17 protein-coding genes are annotated in these 21,975 nt (G+C 72.5%); 11 read left to right on the top strand and 6 right to left on the bottom strand.

Features of this window, described 5'->3' with window-relative positions; genetic code table 11:
* The first annotated feature begins 161 nt into the window (after positions 1-161).
* From JSQ78_RS00760 to JSQ78_RS00745, 4 genes are read left to right on the top strand one after another with little or no spacing between them, the layout of a single operon-like run.
* Positions 162-1,706 carry a sugar transferase gene (locus tag JSQ78_RS00760; protein ID WP_249295766.1) on the top strand — a complete coding sequence of 515 codons (1,545 nt, stop codon included), beginning with the start codon at positions 162-164 and terminating at the stop codon, positions 1,704-1,706.
* Between the two features lies 1 nt (position 1,707).
* A complete protein-coding gene (locus tag JSQ78_RS00755; protein WP_249295764.1) occupies positions 1,708-2,859 on the top strand; it encodes a glycosyltransferase in 1,152 nt (383 codons plus the stop codon).
* A 19-nt stretch (positions 2,860-2,878) separates the two neighbouring features.
* Positions 2,879-4,216: a tyrosine-protein kinase domain-containing protein gene (locus tag JSQ78_RS00750; protein ID WP_211448623.1), complete on the top strand. Its 1,338-nt coding sequence runs from the start codon at positions 2,879-2,881 to the stop codon at positions 4,214-4,216.
* Complete coding sequence (locus JSQ78_RS00745) at positions 4,213-5,517, top strand: lipopolysaccharide biosynthesis protein (protein WP_211448621.1); 1,305 nt, start codon at positions 4,213-4,215, stop codon at positions 5,515-5,517. The genes JSQ78_RS00750 and JSQ78_RS00745 overlap by 4 nt, the downstream gene beginning before the upstream one ends.
* Here the strand turns inward: JSQ78_RS00745 and JSQ78_RS00740 are convergent.
* Positions 5,495-6,610: a glycosyltransferase gene (locus tag JSQ78_RS00740; RefSeq protein WP_211448619.1), complete on the bottom strand. Its 1,116-nt coding sequence runs from the start codon at positions 6,608-6,610 to the stop codon at positions 5,495-5,497. The two genes, JSQ78_RS00745 and JSQ78_RS00740, sit on opposite strands and share 23 nt — an antisense overlap.
* Positions 6,611-6,678: 68 nt before the next feature.
* Here JSQ78_RS00740 and JSQ78_RS00735 point away from each other — a divergent pair, with 68 nt between their 5' ends.
* The gene (locus JSQ78_RS00735; protein ID WP_211448617.1) at positions 6,679-7,947 is read left to right on the top strand and encodes a hypothetical protein; all 1,269 of its coding nucleotides are present in this window, start codon (positions 6,679-6,681) and stop codon (positions 7,945-7,947) included.
* Here the strand turns inward: JSQ78_RS00735 and JSQ78_RS00730 are convergent.
* The 4 genes from JSQ78_RS00730 to JSQ78_RS00715 all read right to left on the bottom strand — a co-directional run bounded on the left by JSQ78_RS00730 (position 7,877) and on the right by JSQ78_RS00715 (position 14,709).
* Complete coding sequence (locus JSQ78_RS00730; protein WP_211448615.1) at positions 7,877-12,430, bottom strand: PKD domain-containing protein; 4,554 nt, start codon at positions 12,428-12,430, stop codon at positions 7,877-7,879. The two genes, JSQ78_RS00735 and JSQ78_RS00730, sit on opposite strands and share 71 nt — an antisense overlap.
* Before the next feature lie 146 nt (positions 12,431-12,576).
* Positions 12,577-13,104 (bottom strand): acyltransferase, encoded by a 528-nt coding sequence (locus JSQ78_RS13980; protein WP_211448613.1) that lies wholly within the window; start codon positions 13,102-13,104, stop codon positions 12,577-12,579.
* Positions 13,104-13,757 carry a hypothetical protein gene (locus JSQ78_RS00720; RefSeq protein ID WP_211448611.1) on the bottom strand — a complete coding sequence of 218 codons (654 nt, stop codon included), beginning with the start codon at positions 13,755-13,757 and terminating at the stop codon, positions 13,104-13,106. The genes JSQ78_RS13980 and JSQ78_RS00720 overlap by 1 nt, the downstream gene beginning before the upstream one ends.
* A gap of 28 nt (positions 13,758-13,785) precedes the next feature.
* On the bottom strand, positions 13,786-14,709 hold the full coding sequence (locus tag JSQ78_RS00715; RefSeq protein WP_249295762.1) for a glycosyltransferase family 2 protein: 924 nt from the start codon (positions 14,707-14,709) through the stop codon (positions 13,786-13,788).
* Positions 14,710-14,756: 47 nt separating this feature from the next.
* On the opposite strand from JSQ78_RS00715, the gene JSQ78_RS00710 reads away from it, so the two are divergent.
* Genes JSQ78_RS00710 through JSQ78_RS00685 form a run of 6 tightly spaced genes read left to right on the top strand, consistent with a single transcriptional unit; the run spans position 14,757 to position 20,337 of the window.
* Complete coding sequence (locus JSQ78_RS00710) at positions 14,757-15,824, top strand: glycosyltransferase (protein WP_211448607.1); 1,068 nt, start codon at positions 14,757-14,759, stop codon at positions 15,822-15,824.
* Between the two features lie 41 nt (positions 15,825-15,865).
* A complete protein-coding gene (locus JSQ78_RS00705) occupies positions 15,866-16,603 on the top strand; it encodes a CDP-alcohol phosphatidyltransferase family protein (protein WP_211448605.1) in 738 nt (245 codons plus the stop codon).
* Positions 16,603-17,616 carry a glycosyltransferase family protein gene (locus JSQ78_RS00700; RefSeq protein WP_211448604.1) on the top strand — a complete coding sequence of 338 codons (1,014 nt, stop codon included), beginning with the start codon at positions 16,603-16,605 and terminating at the stop codon, positions 17,614-17,616. Before JSQ78_RS00705 ends, JSQ78_RS00700 begins: the two co-directional genes overlap by 1 nt.
* Complete coding sequence (locus JSQ78_RS00695; protein ID WP_211448602.1) at positions 17,613-18,953, top strand: phenylacetate--CoA ligase family protein; 1,341 nt, start codon at positions 17,613-17,615, stop codon at positions 18,951-18,953. Before JSQ78_RS00700 ends, JSQ78_RS00695 begins: the two co-directional genes overlap by 4 nt.
* Entirely contained in the window at positions 18,950-19,891 is a 942-nt protein-coding gene (locus JSQ78_RS00690) for a glycosyltransferase family 2 protein (protein ID WP_211448600.1), read from the top strand. Before JSQ78_RS00695 ends, JSQ78_RS00690 begins: the two co-directional genes overlap by 4 nt.
* Positions 19,888-20,337 carry an FAD synthase family protein gene (locus JSQ78_RS00685; protein WP_211448598.1) on the top strand — a complete coding sequence of 150 codons (450 nt, stop codon included), beginning with the start codon at positions 19,888-19,890 and terminating at the stop codon, positions 20,335-20,337. Before JSQ78_RS00690 ends, JSQ78_RS00685 begins: the two co-directional genes overlap by 4 nt.
* Here JSQ78_RS00685 and JSQ78_RS00680 read toward each other — a convergent pair.
* Positions 20,334-21,839 carry a helix-turn-helix domain-containing protein gene (locus JSQ78_RS00680; protein ID WP_211448597.1) on the bottom strand — a complete coding sequence of 502 codons (1,506 nt, stop codon included), beginning with the start codon at positions 21,837-21,839 and terminating at the stop codon, positions 20,334-20,336. The genes JSQ78_RS00685 and JSQ78_RS00680 overlap by 4 nt on opposite strands.
* Between the last annotated feature and the right edge of the window lie 136 nt (positions 21,840-21,975).

Genomic DNA, 21,975 nt, shown 5'->3' with positions numbered 1-21,975 from the left:
GCCTGAGCAACGGCTCAAGCCGAGCCGCAGATCCCCGCACGAATCGCATCGTGCGGGGATCTTCGCTTGTCCCCCGACAGCCCCGCTCGTATGTTTGGCAACAGTGTTACGAGTTCGGCGGTGAGGCCGTCGGCGAGAGGCGGTGGCAGGTGCAGCGAGCCGTGAGCACTGCGGTCACGACGCAGCCGACCGCAGCTCGTCGCTCCCGCAGCGGTGCGCGCGCAGTCGCCGCTGCCACGATCCACCTGCCCGGCGCGCGGTCGCCTCGGCCCACCTCGACGCTCGCGCGGCGACTCGAGTGGGAGCGCCGGAGCCGAGCCGGGCTCGTCACGACGGACGTCGCGGTCGTCGTCGTCGCGACGGGGCTCGAGATGCTCGCCCCGACTGCGCTCTCGAGCGGACCCGCGCCCGTCACGCCCGAGCAGCTGCTCGCGGCGCCCGTGCTCACCGCCATCGCGTGGCTCATCGCCCTCGCCGCGACGCGCTCCCGCGAGCCGAGCGTGCTCGGATCCGGCGCCACCGAGTACCGCCGCGTCGCGCACGCGACCGGGTTCGCCTTCGCGGCGCTCGCGGCCGGCGCGCTCGCGCTCGAGTGGCCGGAGATGCGGATGCAGCTGCTCGTCGCGCTGCCGCTCGGGCTGCTCGGGCTGCTCGTGAGCCGCTGGCAGTGGCGTCGCTGGCTCGTGACCCGCCGTCGCGAGGGTGAGTGGGCATCGCGGACGATCCTCGTCGGCGACCGCGACGAGATCGCGTACGTGCTCGAGCGCCTCGGCGCGACCGACGACCTGAGCTTCCACGTCGTCGGCGCCGCCGTCCGCGGCGACCCGGGCGACCCGCTCGAGCTGCGCGGGCGCCGGGTGCCGGTGCTCTCGACGACCGCGACCGTGGCCGAGAACGCCGAGCGGATGAGTGCCGACACCGTCATCCTCGCGGCGAGCACGGACGCCGACCCCGAGTACCTCACCCGGCTGCGGCGCCAGCTCGAGGGCACGTGCGCGGAGCTCGTGCTCTTCTCTCGGCTCACCGATGTCGCCGGTCCGCGGATCTCGTTTCGGCCCGTCGACGGGCTGCCGCTCATCCAGGTACGCATCCCCACCTTCGAAGGCGGCCACCACGCGCTCAAGCGCGCGCTCGACATCGCCGTGTCGGCCTGCGCCCTCGTCGTGGTCGGCATCGCGGCGGTGCCGATCGCGATCGCGATCAAGCTCGACTCCCCCGGCCCCGTGCTCTTCCGGCAGCGGCGCATCGGCCGCGACGGGCAGAGCTTCGCGATGCTGAAGTTCCGCACCATGCACGTCGACGCGGAGCAGCGCCTCGAGGAGCTGCGCGCGCTCAACGAGGCGGCTGGACCCCTCTTCAAGCTGAAGGACGACCCGCGCATCACGCGCGTCGGCGGATTCCTGCGGCGCCACTCGCTCGACGAGCTCCCGCAGTTCTGGAACGCGCTGCGCGGCGACATGAGCGTCGTGGGCCCGCGCCCGCCGCTGCCGGCCGAGGCGACCCACTACGACGAGGTCGCCATGCGCAGGCTCTACCTCAAGCCGGGCATCACGGGGCTGTGGCAAATCAGCGGTCGCAGCGACCTCACCTGGCAGGAGAGCGTGCGGCTCGACCTGCGCTACGTCGAGAACTGGTCGGTCATGGAGGACCTCATGATCATCTTCCGGACCGCCCGTGTCGTCGTGCAGCCCTCGGGGGCGTACTGACATGCGCATCGCCATGCTCGGCACGCGCGGCGTGCCCGCGGCCTACGGTGGCTTCGAGACCGCCGTCGAGGAGATCGGCGGACGCCTGGCCGCTCGCGGTCACGACGTCACCGTGTACGGCGACCGGACGCATCCGGGTGTCAAGGAGCATCGCGGCATGCGCGTCGTGCACGTGCCCTCGGTGCCGCTCAAGCAGGTGGAGACGCTCAGCCGCACGGGCATCGCGTCGCTGCTCGTGACCTGCGGCCCGCGCCCCGATGTCGTCTTCGTGTTCAACGCCGCGAACGCGCCGTATGTCTCGATGCTACGCACCCGCGGCGTGCCGGTCGCGGTGCACGTCGACGGCCTCGAGTGGCGCCGAACGAAGTGGGGCGGCGCCGGCCGCGCCTACTACCGCTGGGCGGAGGAGCACTCGGTGCGGACCGCGGACGCGCTCATCGCCGACGCGCCCGGCATCGCCGACTACTACGCCCGCGAGTTCGACGTGGCGACCGAGCTGCTGCGCTACGGAGCGCCGGTGCTCGAGCGCGTGCATGCCCGGCCGCTCGGCGAGCTCGCCCTCGAGCCGCACGGCTACCACCTCGTCGTCGCGCGGTTCGAGCCCGAGAACCACGTGCTCGAGATGGTCCGCGGCTATCGCGCGAGCGGCGCGCGGCTGCCCCTCGCCGTCGTCGGGTCGGCGCCCTACAGCGCCGACTACACGCGCGCGGTGCGCGAAGCGGCCGAGGGCGACGACCGCATCCGGCTGCTCGGCAGCATCTACGACCAGCGGACGCTCGACGCGCTCTACGCCTACGCGCGCACGTACATCCACGGGCACTCGGTCGGCGGCACGAACCCCTCTCTGCTGCGAGCCATGGGTGCGGGGGCCGCGACGATCGCGTTCGACGTCGACTTCAACCGCGAGGTGCTGGACGACGACGCATGGACGTTCAGCAGCGCCGCAGACCTGCCCGCGGCCCTCGCCGAGGCGGAGGAGGACGACCAGCTCGTCGCCGTGCGGGGTGCGCGGGCGCGCGAGCGGGCGGCCCGCGCGTTCCGCTGGGACGAGGTCGCCGAGGGCTACGAGCAGCTGGCCGAGCGACTCGCCGCGGGCGAGTCGATCCGCGGGATGGGCCGCGGGGCACGCCGAGCAGTGCAGAATGCGAGGTGAGCCCACAGGAAGAGGCCCGATGACCCTCACGGAGTACGCCGCGGCGCTGCGAAAGCACTGGCTGTCGATCCTCCTGCTCGCGGTGCTCGGTGCCGGCGGCGGGTGGGGCGTGTCGAAGGCGATGCCTGACACCTTCCGCGCTGAGACCAGCGTCATGGTCATCCCCTCGCGCGGCGACTCCACGAGCGAGCTCGTGCAGGGGTCCAACTACGTGCAGAACCTCGTGCAGACGTACACGCTCCTCGCCCGCTCCCCCACGGTCCTCCAGCCCGTCGTCGACGAGCTGGACATCCCGCAGACGGCAGGGGGCCTCGCGGCGCGAACCGACGTCGAGGCTCCGCTCAACACCTTCGTGATCGAGATCGGCGTGTCGGATGCATCCGGTGCGGCGGCGAGGACGATCGCCGACGCGGTCGCCGCCCAGTTCTCGCGCGCTGTCGCGGACGTCTCGCCCGAGGGCCCCGACGGCGAGCCCGCCGTGCGGGTCGAGGTAATCGCGCCGGCTCGGGAGCCGTCTGGGCCGATCGCGCCGAACACGCGGCTCAACACCCTGCTGGGCGGTGCGTCCGGGCTCGCCGTCGGAGTCCTCGCGGCACTCGTCCTCCGCCGGTTCGGCAGCCGCCTCACGAGCGTCGAGGACCTGCAGGAGGCGTCCGCCGACATCCCCGTGCTCGGACGCGTCGGCCGCGCCGACGGCCGGGGGCTGGTGCCGGCGCTGCGGGAGCACGAGGGCGGCCGCGTCGCCGAGTCGGTGCGTCAGATGACGGCTGCGCTCAAATACGTCGACCTCGCCGGCGAGCGCAGAGTGCTGCTCGTGACCTCCGGCAGCAGCGGCGAGGGCAAGTCCTCGGTCAGCGTGGGCCTCGCGCTCACGCTCGCCGACGTCGGTCACCGCGTGCTGCTCGTCGATGCCGACCTGCGCCGTTCCTCGATCGCCGACCTGACGGGCGTCGAGGGAGCAGTCGGGCTCACGACCGTGCTCGTCGGCGATGTCACGCTGCCCGAGGCGGTGCAGCCGTGGGGCTCTCCAGACCTGGAGATCCTCGCGAGCGGCCCGAAGCCTCCCAACCCCGGCCACCTCCTCACGAGCGACCGTCTGACGACCGTGCTCGCGGCCGCTCGCAGCTCCTACGACTACGTCATCGTCGACACGGCTCCCGTGCTCGCCGTGAGCGATGCCCTGTGGCTCGCCTCCGAGTCGGACGGCATCATCGTCGTCGCGCGCGCCGATCGCACGCGTCGCGAGGCGCTCCGTCGCACCCTCACGGCGGTCGCCGCGACCCCCGCGCGCATCCTGGGCGTCGTGCTCAACGGGGTCGTGCTGCCGCGGACGCCCTACGACCGGCCGCGTGGATGAACTCGCTGCTCGCCCTCCTGGCGAAGGCCGGGACGATGGCGATCTCGCTCGTCTGCGGCATCCTGACGACGAGGCTCATCCTCGGCGAGGCGGGCGTCGAGCACTACGCGCTCTTCTCGCTCCTGACGGTGCTGCCGTCCATGCTCGCCTTCACCGACCTGGGCGCCGGCGCCGTGATCGTCAACGGGGTCGCCACGAGCGACGACCCGCGAGCGGATGATCGACTCGTCGCGCAGCTGACCTCGGTCGGCCGCATCCTCGTCGCGTTCTCCATCGGCCTCATGCTGCTCAACGCGCTCATGCTCGCGAGCGGTGGATGGGCGCTCGTGCTCGGCGAGTCGGGGGCCCTGCCTCGCGCTGCCCTCGCCGCCTTCCTCTGCTTGACCGTCTTCTGCCTCGGGGTGCCGGTCGGCATCTGGGTGCGCATCATGCTCGGCCTGCGGCGCAACCACGTCGTCATCCTGCTCCAGGGTCTCATCTCGCCGCTCACGCTGCTCGGGGTGTTCCTGCTGACCCGATTGCCCGATGCCGAGGGCCACGCCTTCCTCGCGATCGCCTCGTACGGAGCCTCGTTCGTCGTGAGCGCGATCGGGCTCGCACTGACGTGGCGCGGCACCACGCCGCTCATCCCGCGTGCCGCGGCGGCCCTCCCCCGCCTGCGTCGCGAGCAGGGAGTGCGGGTCATGGATGTCGGGTGGCCGATGCTCGCCCAGCTCATCTCCTATCCCATCGCCGTAAGCACCCAGCGCTACGTGCTCGCGCAGAGCGGTGACGCCGCCCAGGTCGCCGAGTACGGCGTCGTCGCACAGCTCTTCCTCGCCCTCAACGGCCTGATGCTCGCGGCGGGCGTCGCGCTGTGGCCCGCGTATGCCCGGAAGCGCCACCGCGGCGAGCTCCGCCGCGGCCCGGCTCCCATGGCGTGGCTGTTCGGGGGCTCCGTCGCCGCGGCGACGCTGCTCGTCTGGCTGCTGGAGGACCCCATCTTCGCGTTCATCACCGGTGGCGAAGTGGACGTCACCGGCTCGACGGTGCTGGCCTTCGGGGCGATGATCACCTGCATCGCGGGCGTGTATCCGCTCGGGATGTTCCTCATGGACAAGCCGGCCATCCGGTTCCAGGTCGTGCCCACGCTCGCGATGGCCATCGCCAGCTTGGCGCTCTCGATCATCCTCGCGCCGACGATGGGCGCGGCGGGGCCGCCGCTCGGCAACGCCCTCGCGGTGCTCGTGTGCCAGATCGTGCCGTTCTCGATCTACATCCGCCGCAACCGCGAACGACTTATGGCGCCCCAGCAGGGGTGACGCCGGCCTCGACGGGCGCGAACGCCGAGACGGCCGGATCCCAGCTGCCGCCGAGCATCCAGTCGGTGACGAGCGCGTAGCGACCGACGTAGTCCCGCTGGGTCAGTCCCCGGTCCCGCTGCGCCGCGCCCGGCGGGCCCGCGACGATGCCGGCCACGGCGTCCTCGATCCCGCGCACGAGCTCGTCGAGGTCGCCGGGCTCGACGAGGCGCGCGGCGCCCTCGACGTACTCCTGCAGGCCGCCGGCGCTGGAGACGACCATCGGTCGGCCGGCGCTCATGGCCTCGATGCAGCTCGTCGTGCCCGACGCGTGGCGGTTGGGGCGCAGCGGCACGACGACGCAGCGGGACTGGGCCATCCAGTCCGCGAGGCTCTCGCGAGTGGCGGTGCGCGTGAGCTCGACGTTGACCGGCCATGCGACGTCTCGAGCAGCCCGGCTCCCCGACACGACGCGGAACCAGACGGTCGGCAGCCGTCTGGCCGCCGCCGCGAGGAGCGGCCAGTCGCGGTCGGCGTCGTTGCCGACGGCGAGCGCAGAGGGCCGCGGCGGCGGCTCGACCCCGCGCACGCTCGGCAGTCCGGCGGAGCCGAACGGCAGGAGCTCCACCCGCCGCCCCGGCACGGCGGCGCGCGCGTCGGCGAGGTTGACGCTCGAGTGCACGACCTCGATGCGGTGGCGACGCAGCAGCCGAGCCACGACGGCCCGACGGAGCGCGCCGTAGCCGCGCCACGCATCCCAGAGCCAGACGGATTGGGCGAGCACCGGAGGCCCGCCCCGGCCCACCACCGCCGCGACCGCGAGGTGCTCGCGCTCCGTGTGCGTCCAGATGGCGTCGGCGCTGCGCAGCAGCCTCCGGTTCCGCCAGATGTGCACGAGATCGAAGCCGAGACGAGCGGCGAGCGCGCGCCGAGCGCGCGCGACCGAGCGGCTCTCGCGGTGCGAGACCGTCCAGGCGAGCTCGAAGCGCTCCGCGGCCCGGTGGTAGCCGTAGGGAGTCTCGTCGAGAACCTCCCCGCGCGCGAAGCGCTCGCGCCACCGCTCGACGTCGAGGTCGTGCGCGAGCGCGATCACCACCCGCGGTGCAGCGCGCATCATCCGCTCCCTCGTGCGATCATGGCGCGAGCAATCGAGCGCACGGAGCGCCCGGCCGAGGAGGGTCGATGGACGTCGTGACGCCTCGCCCGACGGTTCCGACAGCCGTCTTCGCAGCAGCCGGCGCCGGCGCCGCCGCGATGCGCTACCAGTTCGGACCTGGTCTCAGCCTCTGCCTCGTCGTCGCGGTGGCGCTGGCTCCCGTGTGGCTCAGCGTCCTCAAGGAGTATCGCGGCGCGCGGCTGCTGGTCGCGCTCGCCATCGGTGCCGCGGCATGGGGTGCCGTGCTCACGCTCTCCGACACCGAGCGCCCCTCGTCGACCTCGCTCCTCATCGCCAGCACGAGTCAGCTGCTCTCGCTCGTCGGGGGTGCTGGGCTGCTCCTGTGGGCGCGGAGCGTCCTCGGCGTCGCGTACACCGTCGTCGCGTTCGGTGCGGGCGCGCTCGTGAACGTCGTGCTCACCGGAGGCAACCCGGCCAACCTCTGGAAGTACTCGCTCGCCGTCCCTGTCGCGCTCATCGTGCTCGGCCTCTGCATGCTGACCCGGAGCCGCCTGGCGCCGATCGTCGCGCTCACCGCGTTCGCCGCCATCTCGGCCTTGAGCGACTCCCGCTCGATGACCTCGTTCATGCTGATGGCTGTCGCCGCGCTCATCTGGCAGGCATCCGCTCCGACCGTGGACAGCCGGCCGCGGCCGTGGCAGACGCTGCTCTGGCTGAGCGCGGCGGCGCTCGGCGCCTACATGCTGCTGCAGGCGCTCATCCTCGAGGGAGTGCTCGGCGAGGCCGCCGCGCAGCGCTCGCAAGCCCAGCTCGACACCTCGGGTTCGCTCATCACCGGGGGGCGGCCGGAGCTCGGCGCAGCGGTCGCGCTCATCGGCGTCCGTCCGCTCGGGTACGGATCCGGCACGGTACCGGTCTCGAGCGACGTGTGGCTCGCGAAGACGGGGATGCACGAGCTCGGCTACAACCCCAACAACGGCTACGTCGACGTGTTCATGTTCGGCGGCCACTACGAGGTCCATTCCGTGACTGGCGACCTCTGGGTCTGGTTCGGCCCGCTCGGCGCCGCTCTCGCGGCGCTGATCGTGGCGACCGGCGTCGCGGGCACCGCCACGCGGCTCTCGACGCGAGCTGCCTCCGGAGTGCTCGTGCTGCTCACCCTGCTCGGCACCTGGGACGCACTGTTCTCGCCCATGCTCACCTCCTACCGGACCCTCGCCCTGCTGTTCGCGGTGGCGGCGCTCCCCGTCGCCCGTGGTCTCGTCACTGCGGCACCAGCACCGTCCAGTCATCGAAGCGGAGCGTCTGCGTGGGGACGGTCGAAGCGGAGCTGAGCGCGGCGCGGATGCCGACGAAGCCGGCGGTCTGCATGCCCGCGAGCGAGTGCGTCGCCTGGACCATCCAGCCCGCGGGCTCCGCGGCGCCATCGAGCCACGCCGATGCCGCGAGCGTCGTCGGCGACGTGCCCGTCGCGAGCACGCGCACGTGGACCACTGCCCCGGGCGTGTACGACTGCGGCAGCACGGCGCTGCCCAGCAGCGTCTCGTTGTAGAGCAGGTAGAGGCGCACGACGCCGTTCGGCTCGAGCCGCACGCGACCCGAGTAGACGTTCGTGCCCACCTGCCGCGAGATGACGGTGACGCTCGCGGTCCCGCCGGCGGAGGCGACATCCGACGAGAACGACAGCTCGACCTCGGCGCTCGACTGCGAGAGCGTGCTCATCCGCGCCTCCCGAGTGTGCGAGGGCGCGAGCGCGATGGCGCCGCGTCCGTCCGCGACCGAGAAGGCCTGGTTGCCGTAGAAGGTCGCCCAGGCGGGGCCGGCGTCGGGCGTGCCCCACGAAGCTGTGGCGGAGCGCGTGAAGCTGTCGCGCGCGAGGATGTTCGCCGGCGGCTCCTCCTCGAGTGTGACCGTCCGGGTCGTCGACGCGGACGCGCCGTCGTCATCGACCACCGTGAGGGTGATCGTGCGCTCCCCCGATGCCTGGTAGGTGTGGCTCGCCGTCACGCCGTTCCCCTCGCCGCCGTCGCCGAACGCCCAGGTGTAGGACGCGATCGACCCGTCCGGGTCGCTCGAGGCGCTGCCGTCGACCGCGGCGACGAGGCCGTCGGCCGTCACCGCGAACGACGCGACCGGCGGCTGGTTCGCCGCCTCGACCGTCACCTGCTGGCTCGTGCTCGCGGTCGCGCCGCGGTCATCCGTCACCGTGAGCGTGATCGTGCGCGACCCGTCGGACGGGTACGTGTGGGATGCGGTGACGCCGCTCCCGGTGGCCCCGCCGAAGTCCCACGCGTACGACGCGATCGTGCCGTCCGGGTCTGCAGAGGCACTCGCGTCGACGCTCACCGTGCGTCCGTCGGCGGATGCGGTGAACTGGGCGACCGGCGCGGCGTTCGGCCCCGCGACCACGACGTCGTGGGCGATCTGCGCCGTGACGCCCCTCGCATCCGTGACCGTGAGGGTGACGGTGTACGTGCCAGGTGAGACGTAGACGCGCTGCGCGGTCTCGCCGGAGCCATGCGAGCCGTCGCCGAAGTCCCACGCGTACGACGAGATCGGGCCTTCCGGGTCGCTCGACGCCGAGGCGTCGAAGTCGACCGTGAGCCCGTCCGCCCGGCTGGTGAACGCCGCCGTCGGCGCCTGGTTGGCGGCGCCCTCGCTCCCGAGCTCGAAGTGCTCGCGCACCTGGTCGCCGCTCAGCGGAGCGCCGTAGACCGCGAACTCGTCGAGCGTGCCGACCCAGAACGGGTCACCGACCCACGTCGTGTCGCCGCCGAGCCGCCAGTAGCCGACGTAGGGGTCGGCGGTCGTGACCGCGTTGGAGCCCACGAGCTGTCCGTCGACGTAGAGCTGCATGCCGCTCGGCGATTGCTGCGCCACGACGTGGTGCCACGCACCGTCGTTGTAGGTGCCGGTCGTCTCGAGCACTTGCGCCGAGCCGCTCCACACGCCGAACTGCAGACGGCCCTCCGGCGTCATCATCACGTGCCGGTCGTAGTTCGACGAGGCGTTGAGCGCCACCGAGCTGCTGTTCCCGAAGCCGACGAGCTTGCCCCCTCGCGTGGAGGTCGTGCTGAACCAGGTCTCGACCGAGAACGTGGTCGGGCTCTGCATCGATCGGGCGCTCACGACGATCTGGCGGTTGCTCCATGTGCCGAGGACGTTCCTCGACGAGGTGAAGCCGACAGCGGTGTCCGCGACGTCGGCGATCGCGCCCGCACGACCGAACTGGAACTGCGCGGTCCCGGCGCGGGCGTAGGTGCCGTTGAGGCCGTCGGGGCCCGCGTCGCGCGCCACCGTGCCGCCTGTCTCGCCCAGGCGCCAGTACAGCGTCGGATCGAGGTCGAACACGGCTGCTCCGTAGCCATCCTCAGGCGCGGTCGGGAAGCTCGAGGCCCGGCCGGAGGCGACGCGGTGGCCGTCGACCTCGCCGCGCGTGAGCGCCCGGTCGTAGACCGCGACATCGGCGATGCTGCCGTTGAGGTAGCGCGAGTTGACGTTCGGCCACGAGGCGAGGTTGTCGCCTCCCACGCGCCAGTAGCCGTCGTACGCCTGGCCCGACGTCGTGTCGGCCCGCGAGCCGATGCGAGCGCCATCGACGTAGAGCGTCATGCCGTCGGGCCCGAGCGTGCCGACCACGTGGTGCCACTGCCCGTCGTTGTAGCCGGCGCCGCTCTGCACGACGCGCACGGCTCCCGGATAGGCGCCCCATGTGATCGTGCCGTTGCCCGAGAGGTAGATGTGCCGGTCGTGGGAGCTCGAGTCGCCCGTCGCGCTGCTGCCGAACCCGACGATCTTGCCGCCCTGCGTGCTCGTCGTGCGGAACCACGCTTCGACGGAGAGCTCGTCGGATCCGGGCTCGAGAGCGCGAGTGCTCGCGTACGAGCTCGTCGTGCCGGCGAACGTGGTCGCCCTGGTCGAGCCGTCGGTCGCCTGGCCCGCGGCACCGCGCGTCGTGCTCGCCGTGAGCGTGAGATCGGAACCCCCCGCCCAGTCGACTGCGGTCGTGCCGCTCGGCTCACCCATCGGCCAGTAGTGCACAGGGTTGTCGTCGAGCACGTCGAGCGAGTACGCGGGAGTCGAGCCGGGCTGCGCGATCGTCACGCTCGTCCAGTCGGACTGCGTCGAGTTGCCATCGGGGTCGGTGACTCGCACGCGGTAGCTGTAGGTCTGCCCTGCTTGCACCGTCCGGTCGGCGAACCGCATCTGCGGGCGCTGCCAGTACGTCGACGACTCCGTCATCGTCGTGAGCGGTGTCGCGACGCCCTGCCGGAAGACCTCGTACTTCAGCTCCGCGCTGTCGGCGTCGTAGTTCGCCTGCCAGCCGATGCGCGCCTCGCCCTCTCGGAATGACGCGGTGCTGATCGGCCACGTGCCGCCCTGCATCGTCGGCCCGATCTTCTTGGGCGCGGTGTCGCGCGTGGTGAAGCGCACGAGGCCCTGCTGACGGACGCCGTTGATCGAGGTGAACTCGCCGCCGTAGAGCAGGTAGTCGCCCGCGGAGGCGACGCTCCAGCCGGCCTGGTCGACGCCCGAGACCGAGCCCGTGCCCCAGATCGGGTACCAGTGGAGCAGCTTCGCGGCGGGGTTGCCGGTGAAGCTGCGGTAGCCCCAGATGTCGGGCGTGATCGCCCGGCCGCTCGGCTCGGCACCGAACGCGAGCGAGTGGTTGAGGTACCAGGGGTTGAGCTGCGGGAACTCTCCGATGTTGCCGCAGTAGTGCGTGTGCGTGGCCGTGTAGAGGATGCCGTTGTGCGGCGCGACCGAGTAGGTGTCGCCGTGGCAGTCCTCCATCCAGACCATCGTGCCGTCCGCCCAGCTGGCTCGGAACGCGCCCTCGAAGTCGTCCTGCTGCTTGTTGCCGCCGAAGTCGTAGCCCGAGCCGTAGACGCTCGTCGCGTCGGATGCCAGCGAGTAGATCGCGGCGTTGTTGCCGCCGTTGCGGAGCACGCTGTTGACCGCCCACGGGAGGCTCGCGCCCGTCTGCGCATCGAGCGCCGCCATCCCTCGCCCGGGGTTGTCCGAGCCGTTCGTCGTGAGGAAGGATCCGGCAGCGACCACCTTGGCGCCGTCGGGAGAGACGACGACCGCTCGAGCGAGGTAGCCGCCGGTGTGCACGGGATTGAACGGCAGCAGCGCGCCCGTCGTCGGGTGCACGGCCGCGACGCCCGTGCGCGTCGTGTTGCTGATGTTGGTGTACTGGCCGGCGACGTAGACGGCCGAGCCGCTCACGGCGAGCCCGAACACCGTCGAGTTCGTGCCCGGCCGCCAGTTCGGCAGCAGCGCGCCGGTCGCGGCGTTGAACGCCGCGAGGCGGTACCGCGCCTGACCGTTCACGGCCGTGAACGCGCCGCCGATGTACAGGGTCGAGCCGTCGGGAGAGACCGCGGCGGCCATGATGCGGCCGTTGACTTGTGGCGCGAAGGCACCGTCGAGGGCGCCCGTCGTGAGGTTGTACGCCAGCAGGTTCGACCGCGGCGTCTGCTGCGTGCCGGGTGCGGCGCCCGCCGGCCGCGCGTTGGCGAACTCGCCCCCGGCGAAGACGCGATTGCCGGCCACCGCTTGCGCGTAGACGATCCCGTCGATCTGCACGGTCGGGAGCGGGTCGGACGTGACCGGCTGCTCGACCGCTGCCGCCTCCACCTCGGCGAGCGGCGCCGCCGAGGAGAGCTCGACCGGCGCAGCAGCTGCCGGGGGCGGGGCGACATGGAGTCCCATCACGAGCGCCGCCGCCGCGACTGTCGCGATCGCGGCGTGCGCGAGGCGCGCGAACGGGGACGCGGTGTCCCGGGGTCCGGCTGCTGCTGGTGTTGCCACGGTGGCGCTCCCCATCCACGGCCCGCGTTCGAGCGGGCGCTCCCCGCGCGAGGTCGCGCGGCCTGGGGGACACTGTAGGAGGGCGACGACACGCGCCCCGCCAGTTTCCAGACAGTGTTTTCTTCAGGTTTCCACAGCAGGGGCGCTCAGCGCCAGTCGACGGCCTCGCCGACGGGGCGAGCCGGATTGCCTGCGACGATCGCTCCCGGAGGCACGTCCCTCGTCACGACCGAACCCGCAGCGATGATCGCACCGTCACCGATCGTGACGCCCTTGAGCAGGACTGCCCTCGCCCCGATGAGCACGTGCTCGCCGATCATGATCGGCTGCGACCGCTCCCGAGGACGACCGTCCGCGTGCGCGATGTCGTGGAAGTCGGTGTCCATGATTTCGACGTCCCAGGAGAGCTCCGTGCGAGGCCCGATCGTCACGCCCGCGGCGACGTTGACGGTGTTGCGGATGCCGATGACGGCACCCGGTCCCAGCCGGAGGACCGCGCCCGGTCCGACGTAGATGCGCGCCTCCTCCCGCACGAGGGATCCGCGCGCGAGATCGAGCGAGCCGGCTCCGCCCAGCCGCACGCCCGACTGGATGCGCGCGCCGGCGTGCCCCCGCAGCGCGCCGCGAAGCAGTGCCGCGACGCGACGCGGCCGGAGCAGCGCGCGGAAGCGCATCAGCGCAGGTCGCCGCGGAAGGTCGCGGTCGGCTGCCCTGGCACGACGTCGACGCCGATGAGCACGTCGGCGAGGTCCGCGCCGCCGGTCTCGAACAGGTAGACGCCCTCCGCCGATCCGCCGGGCTCCACCACGCCGTCGAACGGGTCACCTCCAGGCTGCATGATCGAGCTCGCCGGGCGACGTGCCTCGCCGTAGTACGCGTTGACCGCGACGAGCCCGACGTCGACGGACTCGGGCGAGCCGTTCGTGATCCGCACGGTGATCCGGAGGGCGGGCCCGGAGATCTCGCCCGGGGCCGACGCGATCCCCTCGACCCGCTCGATGCTCGCCAGCTCCACGCGCACCCCCGCCTGGTCGGCCGGCTCATCCGGGGCCACGGGAGCGGCTTCCGGGGCGATCGGCGCGTCCGGAGCGGGCGGCGCGGCCGAGGCGGGCGGTGCCATCGGCGTGGCTGCAGGGCTGGCCGGAGCCGCCGACGGGGATGCCACGGGATCGGTGGGCCCCGCACTCGTCGTCACCTCCGGCGAGACCGACGCGGCGGGCGCGCTCGGACCGCGGTTCGCTGCGACGAGCCAGACGAGCGCGATGACCAGCAGCGTCCCGATGATCGCGGCGGGGAGCCATCTGCGCCGGGCGGCCCGCTTCTCCATGTCGGCCTCCTTCGGCGTCGGCTGCAGTCTACGGTCGCCCGCTCGCCCGCTGGATCAAGGCTTCCTCAGCGATCTGCCGACCGTCGCGCAGCCCGCGGAGCATCGCGCGGAGCGGCGGGACGGGGCGCAGGAGCTGCCTGCGGCCGCCGCGCATGACGATGCGCCACGCGGCCCGCCTCGAGTGGCGCTGCCATCGGCGGATGCCCTCCGCATCGAGGTGGTCCGCCGCGAAGCGCATCCGGTTGCGGATGTTCCAGTAGTAGTACAGCTCGCTCTTGGCCTCGGATCGCTGGCCGGCGCTCCGATGCGTGCCGCCCTCGTCGTGCACCGCGACCGCGTCCTCGACGACGAGGAGGCTCCCGCCGCGCTCGGCGACGCGCCTCGAGAGGTCGACGTCCTCCCAGTACAGGAAGTAGGCGTCGTCGAAGCCGCCGCTCAGCTCCCACACCTCGCGGGTGATCCACAGGCACGCACCGGACAGCCACGGCACCGGCGTGGCACCGGGGTGCTCGCCTCGGCGCTTCGGGGAGCGGATCTCGCCGCTCACGAGATCGAGGTCGAGACCCGAGAACCAGGTGCGTCCCGACGGCGATCGCACGACCGGCGATCGCAGGGTCCGCGCATCGCCGGCGGCCGCGAGGGCCTCCGCCCCGGCTCGATCGATGCTCGCATCCGGGTTGAGCACGAGCAGCGCCTCGGCGCCCCGGTCGAACGCGTGCCGTGCTCCCGCGTTCACGCCGCCGCCGAAACCGGAGTTCTCGTCGAGCCCGACGAGATCCCACCTCTCGCGCACCGCCAGCCGCGCGACGGCGGTGCGCTCAGCGACTGTGCTCCAGTTGTCGACGACGACGACGCGTGCCTCCGGGATCCCCTGCGCCGTCGCGGTGAGGTGCCGCTCCAGGAGCGCGCTCGACCCGTAGCTCACCACGACGATCGCCAGCTGCGGCAGCACGGCACCCCCTTGTCCGTGGGTAGTGTAAGCCGCTGACTGGAGGTGCCATGCGCGTGCTCTTCGACGGCTACTGGTGGGCCGACGGCCCTGCAGCCAACCGCACGGTGCAGCGCGAGATCGTGCTCGCATGGCTCCGCTGCTTCCCGGGCGACGCGGTCGCGATCGCGATCCGTCGCGGCGCGGAGGTCTCCGACCTGCCACCCGGCGTGCGCCCGCTGCCCACGCGATTGTGGCCGCACGGGCTCTCGAACCTGCTCGAGCTCCACGGACGCGGCGCGGATCTCGTCGTGAGCCACAACTTCGCGCCGCTGGGCGGGCCGGCGGCGGTCTTCGTTCACGATGCGATGTTCGTCGATCACCCCGAGTGGTTCACGCGGAAGGAGCGCCTCTACTTCGCCGGCATGCTCCCCGGCGCACGCCGCGCGACGGTCGTCGCGACCTCGACGCGGACGGAGGCCGATCGCATCGAGCGCCTCGCGCCAGGCCTCGCGCCGGTCGCCGCGATCGGCCTCGGCCCCACCCCCGCCATCGTCGGCGCCGCGCCGTCGCGCCCCGCAGTCGCTGAGGGACTCCGCGACTTCGCGCTCACGGTCGGTCGGCTCAACGTGCGCAAGAACCTCGCCGCCGCCATCGCCGCCGCCGGCGTGAGCGCGCGGATCTCCGCGGCATCACCGCTCGTCGTGGTCGGGTCGAGCGCGCACTCGGGCGTGCACGGCGACCTCGAGCAAGCGCTCGCCGCCTTGCCCGACCCTGCCGCCGTCCGCATCGCCGGCCGGCTCACCGATGCCGAGATTGCGTGGCTCTACCGCGAGACGAGCCTCGCCATCAGCCTCTCGCGCGACGAGGGCTTCGGCCTGACGCCCCTCGAAGCGCTCGCGCTCGACGCCCCGCTCCTCGTGAGCGACATCCCCGTGCACCGCGAGACCATGGCCGCTGCCGCGCACTTCGTCGCCGCGGATGCGTCGCCCTCGACCCTCGGCGCGGCCGTCGACGCCGCATGGGGCGAGCGCGCCGACCCCGCGTCGCGCCAGGCGTCGCTCGCGCGGTGGACGTGGGACGGCGTCGCACACCGCTTGCGGGAATCTTGCGCCGATGCAGGGATCGGTATTTCGTAACAGTGTGATCTAATGCCGACATCGGACCGTGAGGAGGCCTGATGACCGGCATGAGCGAGACGATGGCGCGGCTGGGAGCGGCGCAGAAGTCGTCGCGGGGGGCGCCCGCCTACTCCCGCTTCATCAACCGGCCACTCGGTCGTCCGCTCGCCGCGGTCGCAGCGGCGCTCGGCCTGTCACCCACCCAGGTGACGCTCGTCAGCGCCGTGTCGACGTTCACCGGCATCGCGTGCATCGCCCTGCTCCCCCTCGGGTGGGCGCAGTCAGCGCTCATCACCGCGCTGCTCGTCCTGGGATACGCGCTGGATTCGGCCGACGGGCAGCTCGCGCGGCTCACCGGGCGGTTCTCGCTCTCGGGCGAGTGGCTCGACCACTTCTTCGACGCCGCGAAGGCGGTGTCGATCCACCTCGCGGTGCTCGTGGCCTGGCTGAGGTACCCGGATCTCGACCCGGTCCTCCTCATCGTGCCGCTCGGCTTCGCCGTCGTCGCGAGCACGTTCTTCTTCGGCATCGTCGCGGTCGACCTGCTCCGTCGCATCCATCGCCTGCAGCATCCCGATGCAGCGGTCCCCGAGCGCCGCGACGGGCACTCGCCGCTCTACTCGCTGCTCGTATCGCCCAACGACTACGGCGTGCTCTGCCTCATCTTCCTGCTGCTGGCGGTCCCAGCCTGGTTCGTCCCTCTCTACGCCGCGATCGCGGCCGTCAACGCCGTCCTCCTCGTCGCGGCCTCGCTGCGGTGGCACCGCTCCCTGCGGGCACTGGAACCGGCGCTGTGATGCCTGTGCGAGTGATGCAGTCGTTCCGCGCGCCGCGCGCCACGACGAACCCCTACATCACGATGCTCGACCACGCGCTCGCCGCGTCGGACGAGGTCGAGCATCTCCGCTTCGACTGGGTCCAGGCGCTCCGTGGCGACTACGACGCCTTCCACTGGCACTGGCCCGAGGGCAAGCTGCACGGCAGCTCGTGGTGGAAGACCGCGGGGAAGGTCGCGCTGACGACCGCGCTCTGGCTGCGGCTCCGCGCGTCCAGGCGGATCGCCGTCGTACGCACCGTGCACAACGTGGAGCTGCCGGACGACGGCAGGATGCGTCGGTGGCTGCTCGCGCGGATCTACCGCGACGCCGACCTGCTCATCGCGCTCAACAGCGAGACGGAGCTCGACGAGCGCCCGAGCGCGCTCATCCCCCACGGCCACTACCGCTCGTGGTACGCAGAGCAGCCCCGCGCCCCGCGCGTGCCGGGCCGAGTCGGCGCCTTCGGCGGCGTCCGGCGCTACAAGAACGTGGGGGTGCTCGTCGACGCGTACGCCGCTGCGGCCAGCCGGGAGCCGGGACTCAGCCTCGAGATCGGCGGGAGGCCGTCGACCCCCCAGCTCGCGCGGGCCCTCGAGGAGCGGGTCGCGGAGCTCGACGGCGTCGACCTGCGGCTCGAGTTCCTCGAGGACGGCGAGCTCGTCCGGCTCGCGACGCAAGCGGAGCTCATCGTGCTCGCCTACCGCTTCATGCACAACTCCGGCAGCGTGCTGGCCGCGCTCTCGCTCGACCGGCCCGTGCTCGTCCCGCGCAACGACGTGAACGAGGCGCTCGCTCGAGAGGTCGGCGACGCGTGGGTGCGCATGTACGACGACGAGCTGACGGGCGAGGCGCTGCTCGACGCCCTCGAGGTCGCGCGAACCATCCCCGAGCGCGCCCGGCCGGACCTCGCGCGCCGGGACTGGGAGCGCACCGCGACGGACCACGCGGCCGCGTACCGGCGCGCGATCGCCGCTCGACGGAGCCGCTCGTGACCCGGCTCGCGGCCGCGGCGTTCCGCGCGAAGCTCGCGGTCGCGGGATCGTCGAGCACCGCCGCCTACCGAGCCTTCCTCGCGGCCGACCGCCTCTCGCCCGAGCGCATCGAGGCGCTCTCGCTCCGCCGCGCCGCGGCGCACGCCCGCTTCGCGATGGAGCGAAGCCCGTTCTACCGAGACCTCTACCGCGACCACGGGTTCCGACCCGAGGATCTCGCGGACCCCGCCGCGTTCGCCGCGCTCCCGATCGTCGACAAGCCGATGCTCCGCGAGCACGGCAGCCGCATCCGCACCGATGAGTGGAGCGCGCGCACCGCCTCGACGTCGAAGACGGGTGGCAGCACGGGACTCCCGCTCCACATCGAGCGAGACCTCCGATTCCCGGCTCGCGCGCTCGAGTGGCGGCTGTTCCACTGGTGGGGCATCTGCCCGTGGGACGACCGCGGCATCCTCACCCGCCACATGCACCAGGGCTCCGACCGAGTGCGGCACCGCGTCTCGTGGTGGCCGAGCCGGCACATCCAGCTCGACGCCTTCCGCATCGACGACGACGCGATCGTGCGCTTCGCGTCGCAGTGGCACGCGGTCCGGCCGCGGCTCCTGCTCGGCTACGGCGGGGGCGTGCTCGACCTCGTGCGGCGGCTCGAGCGGCTCGGCATCGAGCTCGAGCCTCCGCGCGCGATCGCCGTCACGGCTGCGCCGCTCGCCCCCGGGACACGAGCGGAGATCGAGGCGGCACTCGGCGCACCGGTGCACGACCACTACCGCTCCGCCGAGGTGCCGTGGCTCGCGGGCGAGTGCCCGCGGCACGAGGGGCTGCATGTCTTCGCCGACGTGCGTCGTGTCGAGATCCTCGACGACCGCGATCGCCCCGTCCCCGACGGCACCGAGGGCACCGTCGTCGCGAGCGACCTGACGAACCGCGTGTTCCCCGTGATCCGCTACCGCATCGGCGACATCAGCCGTCGCTTGCCCGGGCGCTGCCCGTGCGGGCGCGGGCTCCCCCGGCTCGGCGCGATCTCGGGCCGCTCCTCGGACGCCGTGCGGCTGCCCGACGGCACGACGATCGCCGGAGCGCTCGGCCACATCTTCGATCACGCGCCGCTGTCCGTGCGGCAGTTCGAGATCGTGCAGCACGAGGACGCGAGCGTGACGCTCCGCTGCATCCCCGCAGCGGACCGGGCGACCGCGACCGCGGGCATCGACGGTGCGGAGCGGCGGTTGCGCGAGGCGCTCCGCGGACTCGTGCCGGTCACGGTCGAGCACGTGCACGAGATCCCCCAGGTCGGCGGCAAGATGCGGTTCATCCGCAGCGCCATGCAGGTGCCGGCATGACGCTCCGCGTCGCCATCGGGATCCCGACGTACCGCCGGCCGGCACAGCTCGCGCAGCTGCTCGCGGCGCTGCCCGAGCGCATCGCCGAGGTCCCGGGCGACGTCGAGGTCGTGGTGCTCGTCGTCGACAACGACGAGGCGACGTCCGCTCGAGCTGCGGCAGCGGCGGCACCGCTGCCGGTGCGCTACGCGGTCGAGCCGCACCCGGGGATCGCCGCTGTGCGCAACCGGCTGCTCGACCTCGCCGGCGCGTGCGACCTGCTCGCCTTCATCGACGACGACGAGCTGCCGCTGCCGGGCTGGCTCTCGCACCTCGTCACGACGTGGCAGCGCACGGGTTCCGCAGCCGTGATGGGGAGGGTGATCTCCGTCTTCGACCGACAGATCGACCCGTGGATCCTCGAGACCGGCGTGTTCCGACGCCGCAGCAGGCCGACTGGGCTCGAGCTGGCAGCCGCGGCTGCCGGCAACCTGCTGGTCGACCTGGCGCAGGTCCGCGACGCCGGGGTCCGCTTCGACCCGAGCCTCGGTCTCGCCGGCGGCGAGGACACGCTCTTCTCGAAGCAGCTCATCGCGGCTGGCGGCCGAGTGGTCTGGTGCGACGAATCTCGGGCGGAGGATCCCGTGCCGCCCGATCGCATGACGAGGCGATGGGCGATGCAGCGCGCCTTCAACGGCGGCAACACTGCCGTGCAGGTCGAGCTGCGGCTCGAGCCCGGCCCTGGTCGACATGCCGCGATCCGCCTCCGGCGCGGTCTCGGCGGCAGCGGCCGAGCGGTGATGGGCTGGCTGCGCCACGTCGCCGGTCGCGCTCGCGGCGACATCGCCGCCGACGCGCGGGGCATGCGGACGGCCTACCGCGGCCTGGGCATGGTCGCCGGCGCGCTCGGACATGCGCATCGGCAGTATGCCCGCACCGAGCAAGGAGCGCTCTCATGACCCGCATCGGCTACGCCGCCGGCGCCTTCGACCTCTTCCACGTCGGCCACCTCAACCTGCTGCGGCATGCGAGGGCGCAGTGCGACGTGCTCGTCGCGGGCGTCGTCAGCGACGAGATGCTGCAGCAGGTCAAGGGCATCACGCCGATCGTGCCGACGCTCGAGCGAGCCGAGATCGTGGGCGGGCTGCGCTTCGTCGACCGGGTGCACATCGAGACCGTGCCCGACAAGCTCGAGACATGGCGCGAGGTCCGCTTCACGCACTTCTTCAAGGGCGATGACTGGCGCGGCACCGAGCGAGGGCTCAGGCTCGAGCGGGAGTTCGCCGAGGTGGGGGTGCAGGTCGTCTACTTCCCCTACACGGCGCACACCTCGAGCACCGCGCTCCGACGAGCGCTCGCGCTGCTGGAGGGGAGCGCGGCACCCGAGGCGCAGCTCGCGATCTAGGAGCGCGAGGCGAGGAAGCTGTAGACCTCGGTCTCGTCGACGCCCGGGAAGGCGCCCGGCGGGAGCGCGGCGAGCAAGTGGGAGTGCGCACGCGCGCTCGGCCACGCCTGCCCCGCCCATGCCTCAGCGAGCTCGACCGGCGGCGTGCGGCAGCACGAGGGGTCGGGGCAGTGCGAGACGGAGCGCTCCTTCGTCGCGCGGCCGCGGAACCAGCGCGCCTGCGAGAACGGCACGCCGATCGAGAGCGAGAAGTCGCCTTGCGCGCTGCGCTCCGTCATCGCCGTGCACCAGAACGTGCCGGCCGGCGTCTCGGTGTACTGCTCGAACGGGTTGACCCGGTCCGCCGCGTCGAAGACCTCGCGACTCGTCCACCGCTTGCACACGGGCTGGCCCTCGATCGCGCCCGTATGGTCGGCGGGGAACGTCACCCCGTCGTTCTCGTAGGCCTTGTAGATGATCCCCGACTCGTGCACCTTCTGGAAGTGCAGCGGGATGCCGAGGTGCACGGTCGCGAGGTTCGTGAGCCGGTGCGCCGCCGCCTCGTACGAGACCGCGAACGCGTCCCGGAGGTCCTCGACCGCGAGCTGGCGCTCGTCCTTCGCGGCCGCGAGGAACGCGACGGCCGTCCGCTCGGGCATGAGCAGCGCCGCGGCGAAGTAGTTCGTCTCGATGCGCTGCCGCAGGAACGCCCCGTAGTCCGCCGGCACCGAGTGGCCGAGCACGTGGTGCCCGAGCGCCTGCAGCAGCACCGAGCGCGGGTCGTGGTCCGTGCGCGACGAGCGCGAGAGGTAGATGCGCTTGCGCTTGAGATCGGTCACCGATCGCGTCGAGTGCGGCAGGTCGCCGACGTGGTGCACGGAGAAGCCGAGGCGCTCGGTGATCGCGGCGATCAGGTGCTGCGAGAGCGGGCCGGACTGGTAGCCGACGCGCTCGAGCATCGCCGCCGCCTCGGCCTCGATCTCGGGGAAGTGGTTGTCGCGAGCGCGCATCTCGGCGCGCAGCTGCACGTTCGCGCGCCGCGCCTCCTCGGGTGTCGCGACGCGCTCCTCCGCGACCCGCTCGAGCTCGTCGACGAGCGCGAGCATCGTCTCGAGCACGTCGTCGGGCGTGCGCGGCCCGACCCGCATCGTCGGCAGCCGCTTCTGCTGCCACATCGACGACTGCATCGCTCGCTCGAGGCGCAGCTCGAGCGCGGCGCGGCGCGACGGCGGCGCGGTGCCGGTGAGCTCGTCGAGCCCGACGCCGTAGAGCGCCGCGAGCTGCTGGAGCTGCGAGAAGCGCGCCTCGCGCTTGCCGGTCTCGAAGCCCGAGAGCTGCGACGGCGCGAGCCCGATCTCCCGGTGCACGGCGTCGAGCGTCATCCCTCGCTGCTTCCGCGCGTGGCGGAGCGCCTTGCCGAGCTGCAGCGCATCGACGTGCGCGGGCGCCGCCGCCGACTCGCGCGCGGGGCGATCCCACGCCGGCGGGGAGGCGGGCGGCGCGGATGCGCGAGGTGCGGTCATGCGAGCACCATACGGCACTCCTGCACCATCTGGCAGGAATGCAGATCTTCATGCCGCAAACCACCATCCGAGCGCGCATCCTGCCCGCACAGTGAGATCAGGACAGTGCCGGGCGAGGGCTCGGCGACACGACAGG

It is taken from the genome of Agrococcus sp. Marseille-Q4369 (assembly GCF_018308945.1).
GTDB lineage: Bacteria > Actinomycetota > Actinomycetes > Actinomycetales > Microbacteriaceae > Agrococcus.
The sequence above is the reverse complement of the archived record's forward strand: the minus strand, read 5'-3'. Positions and strand labels throughout refer to the sequence as shown.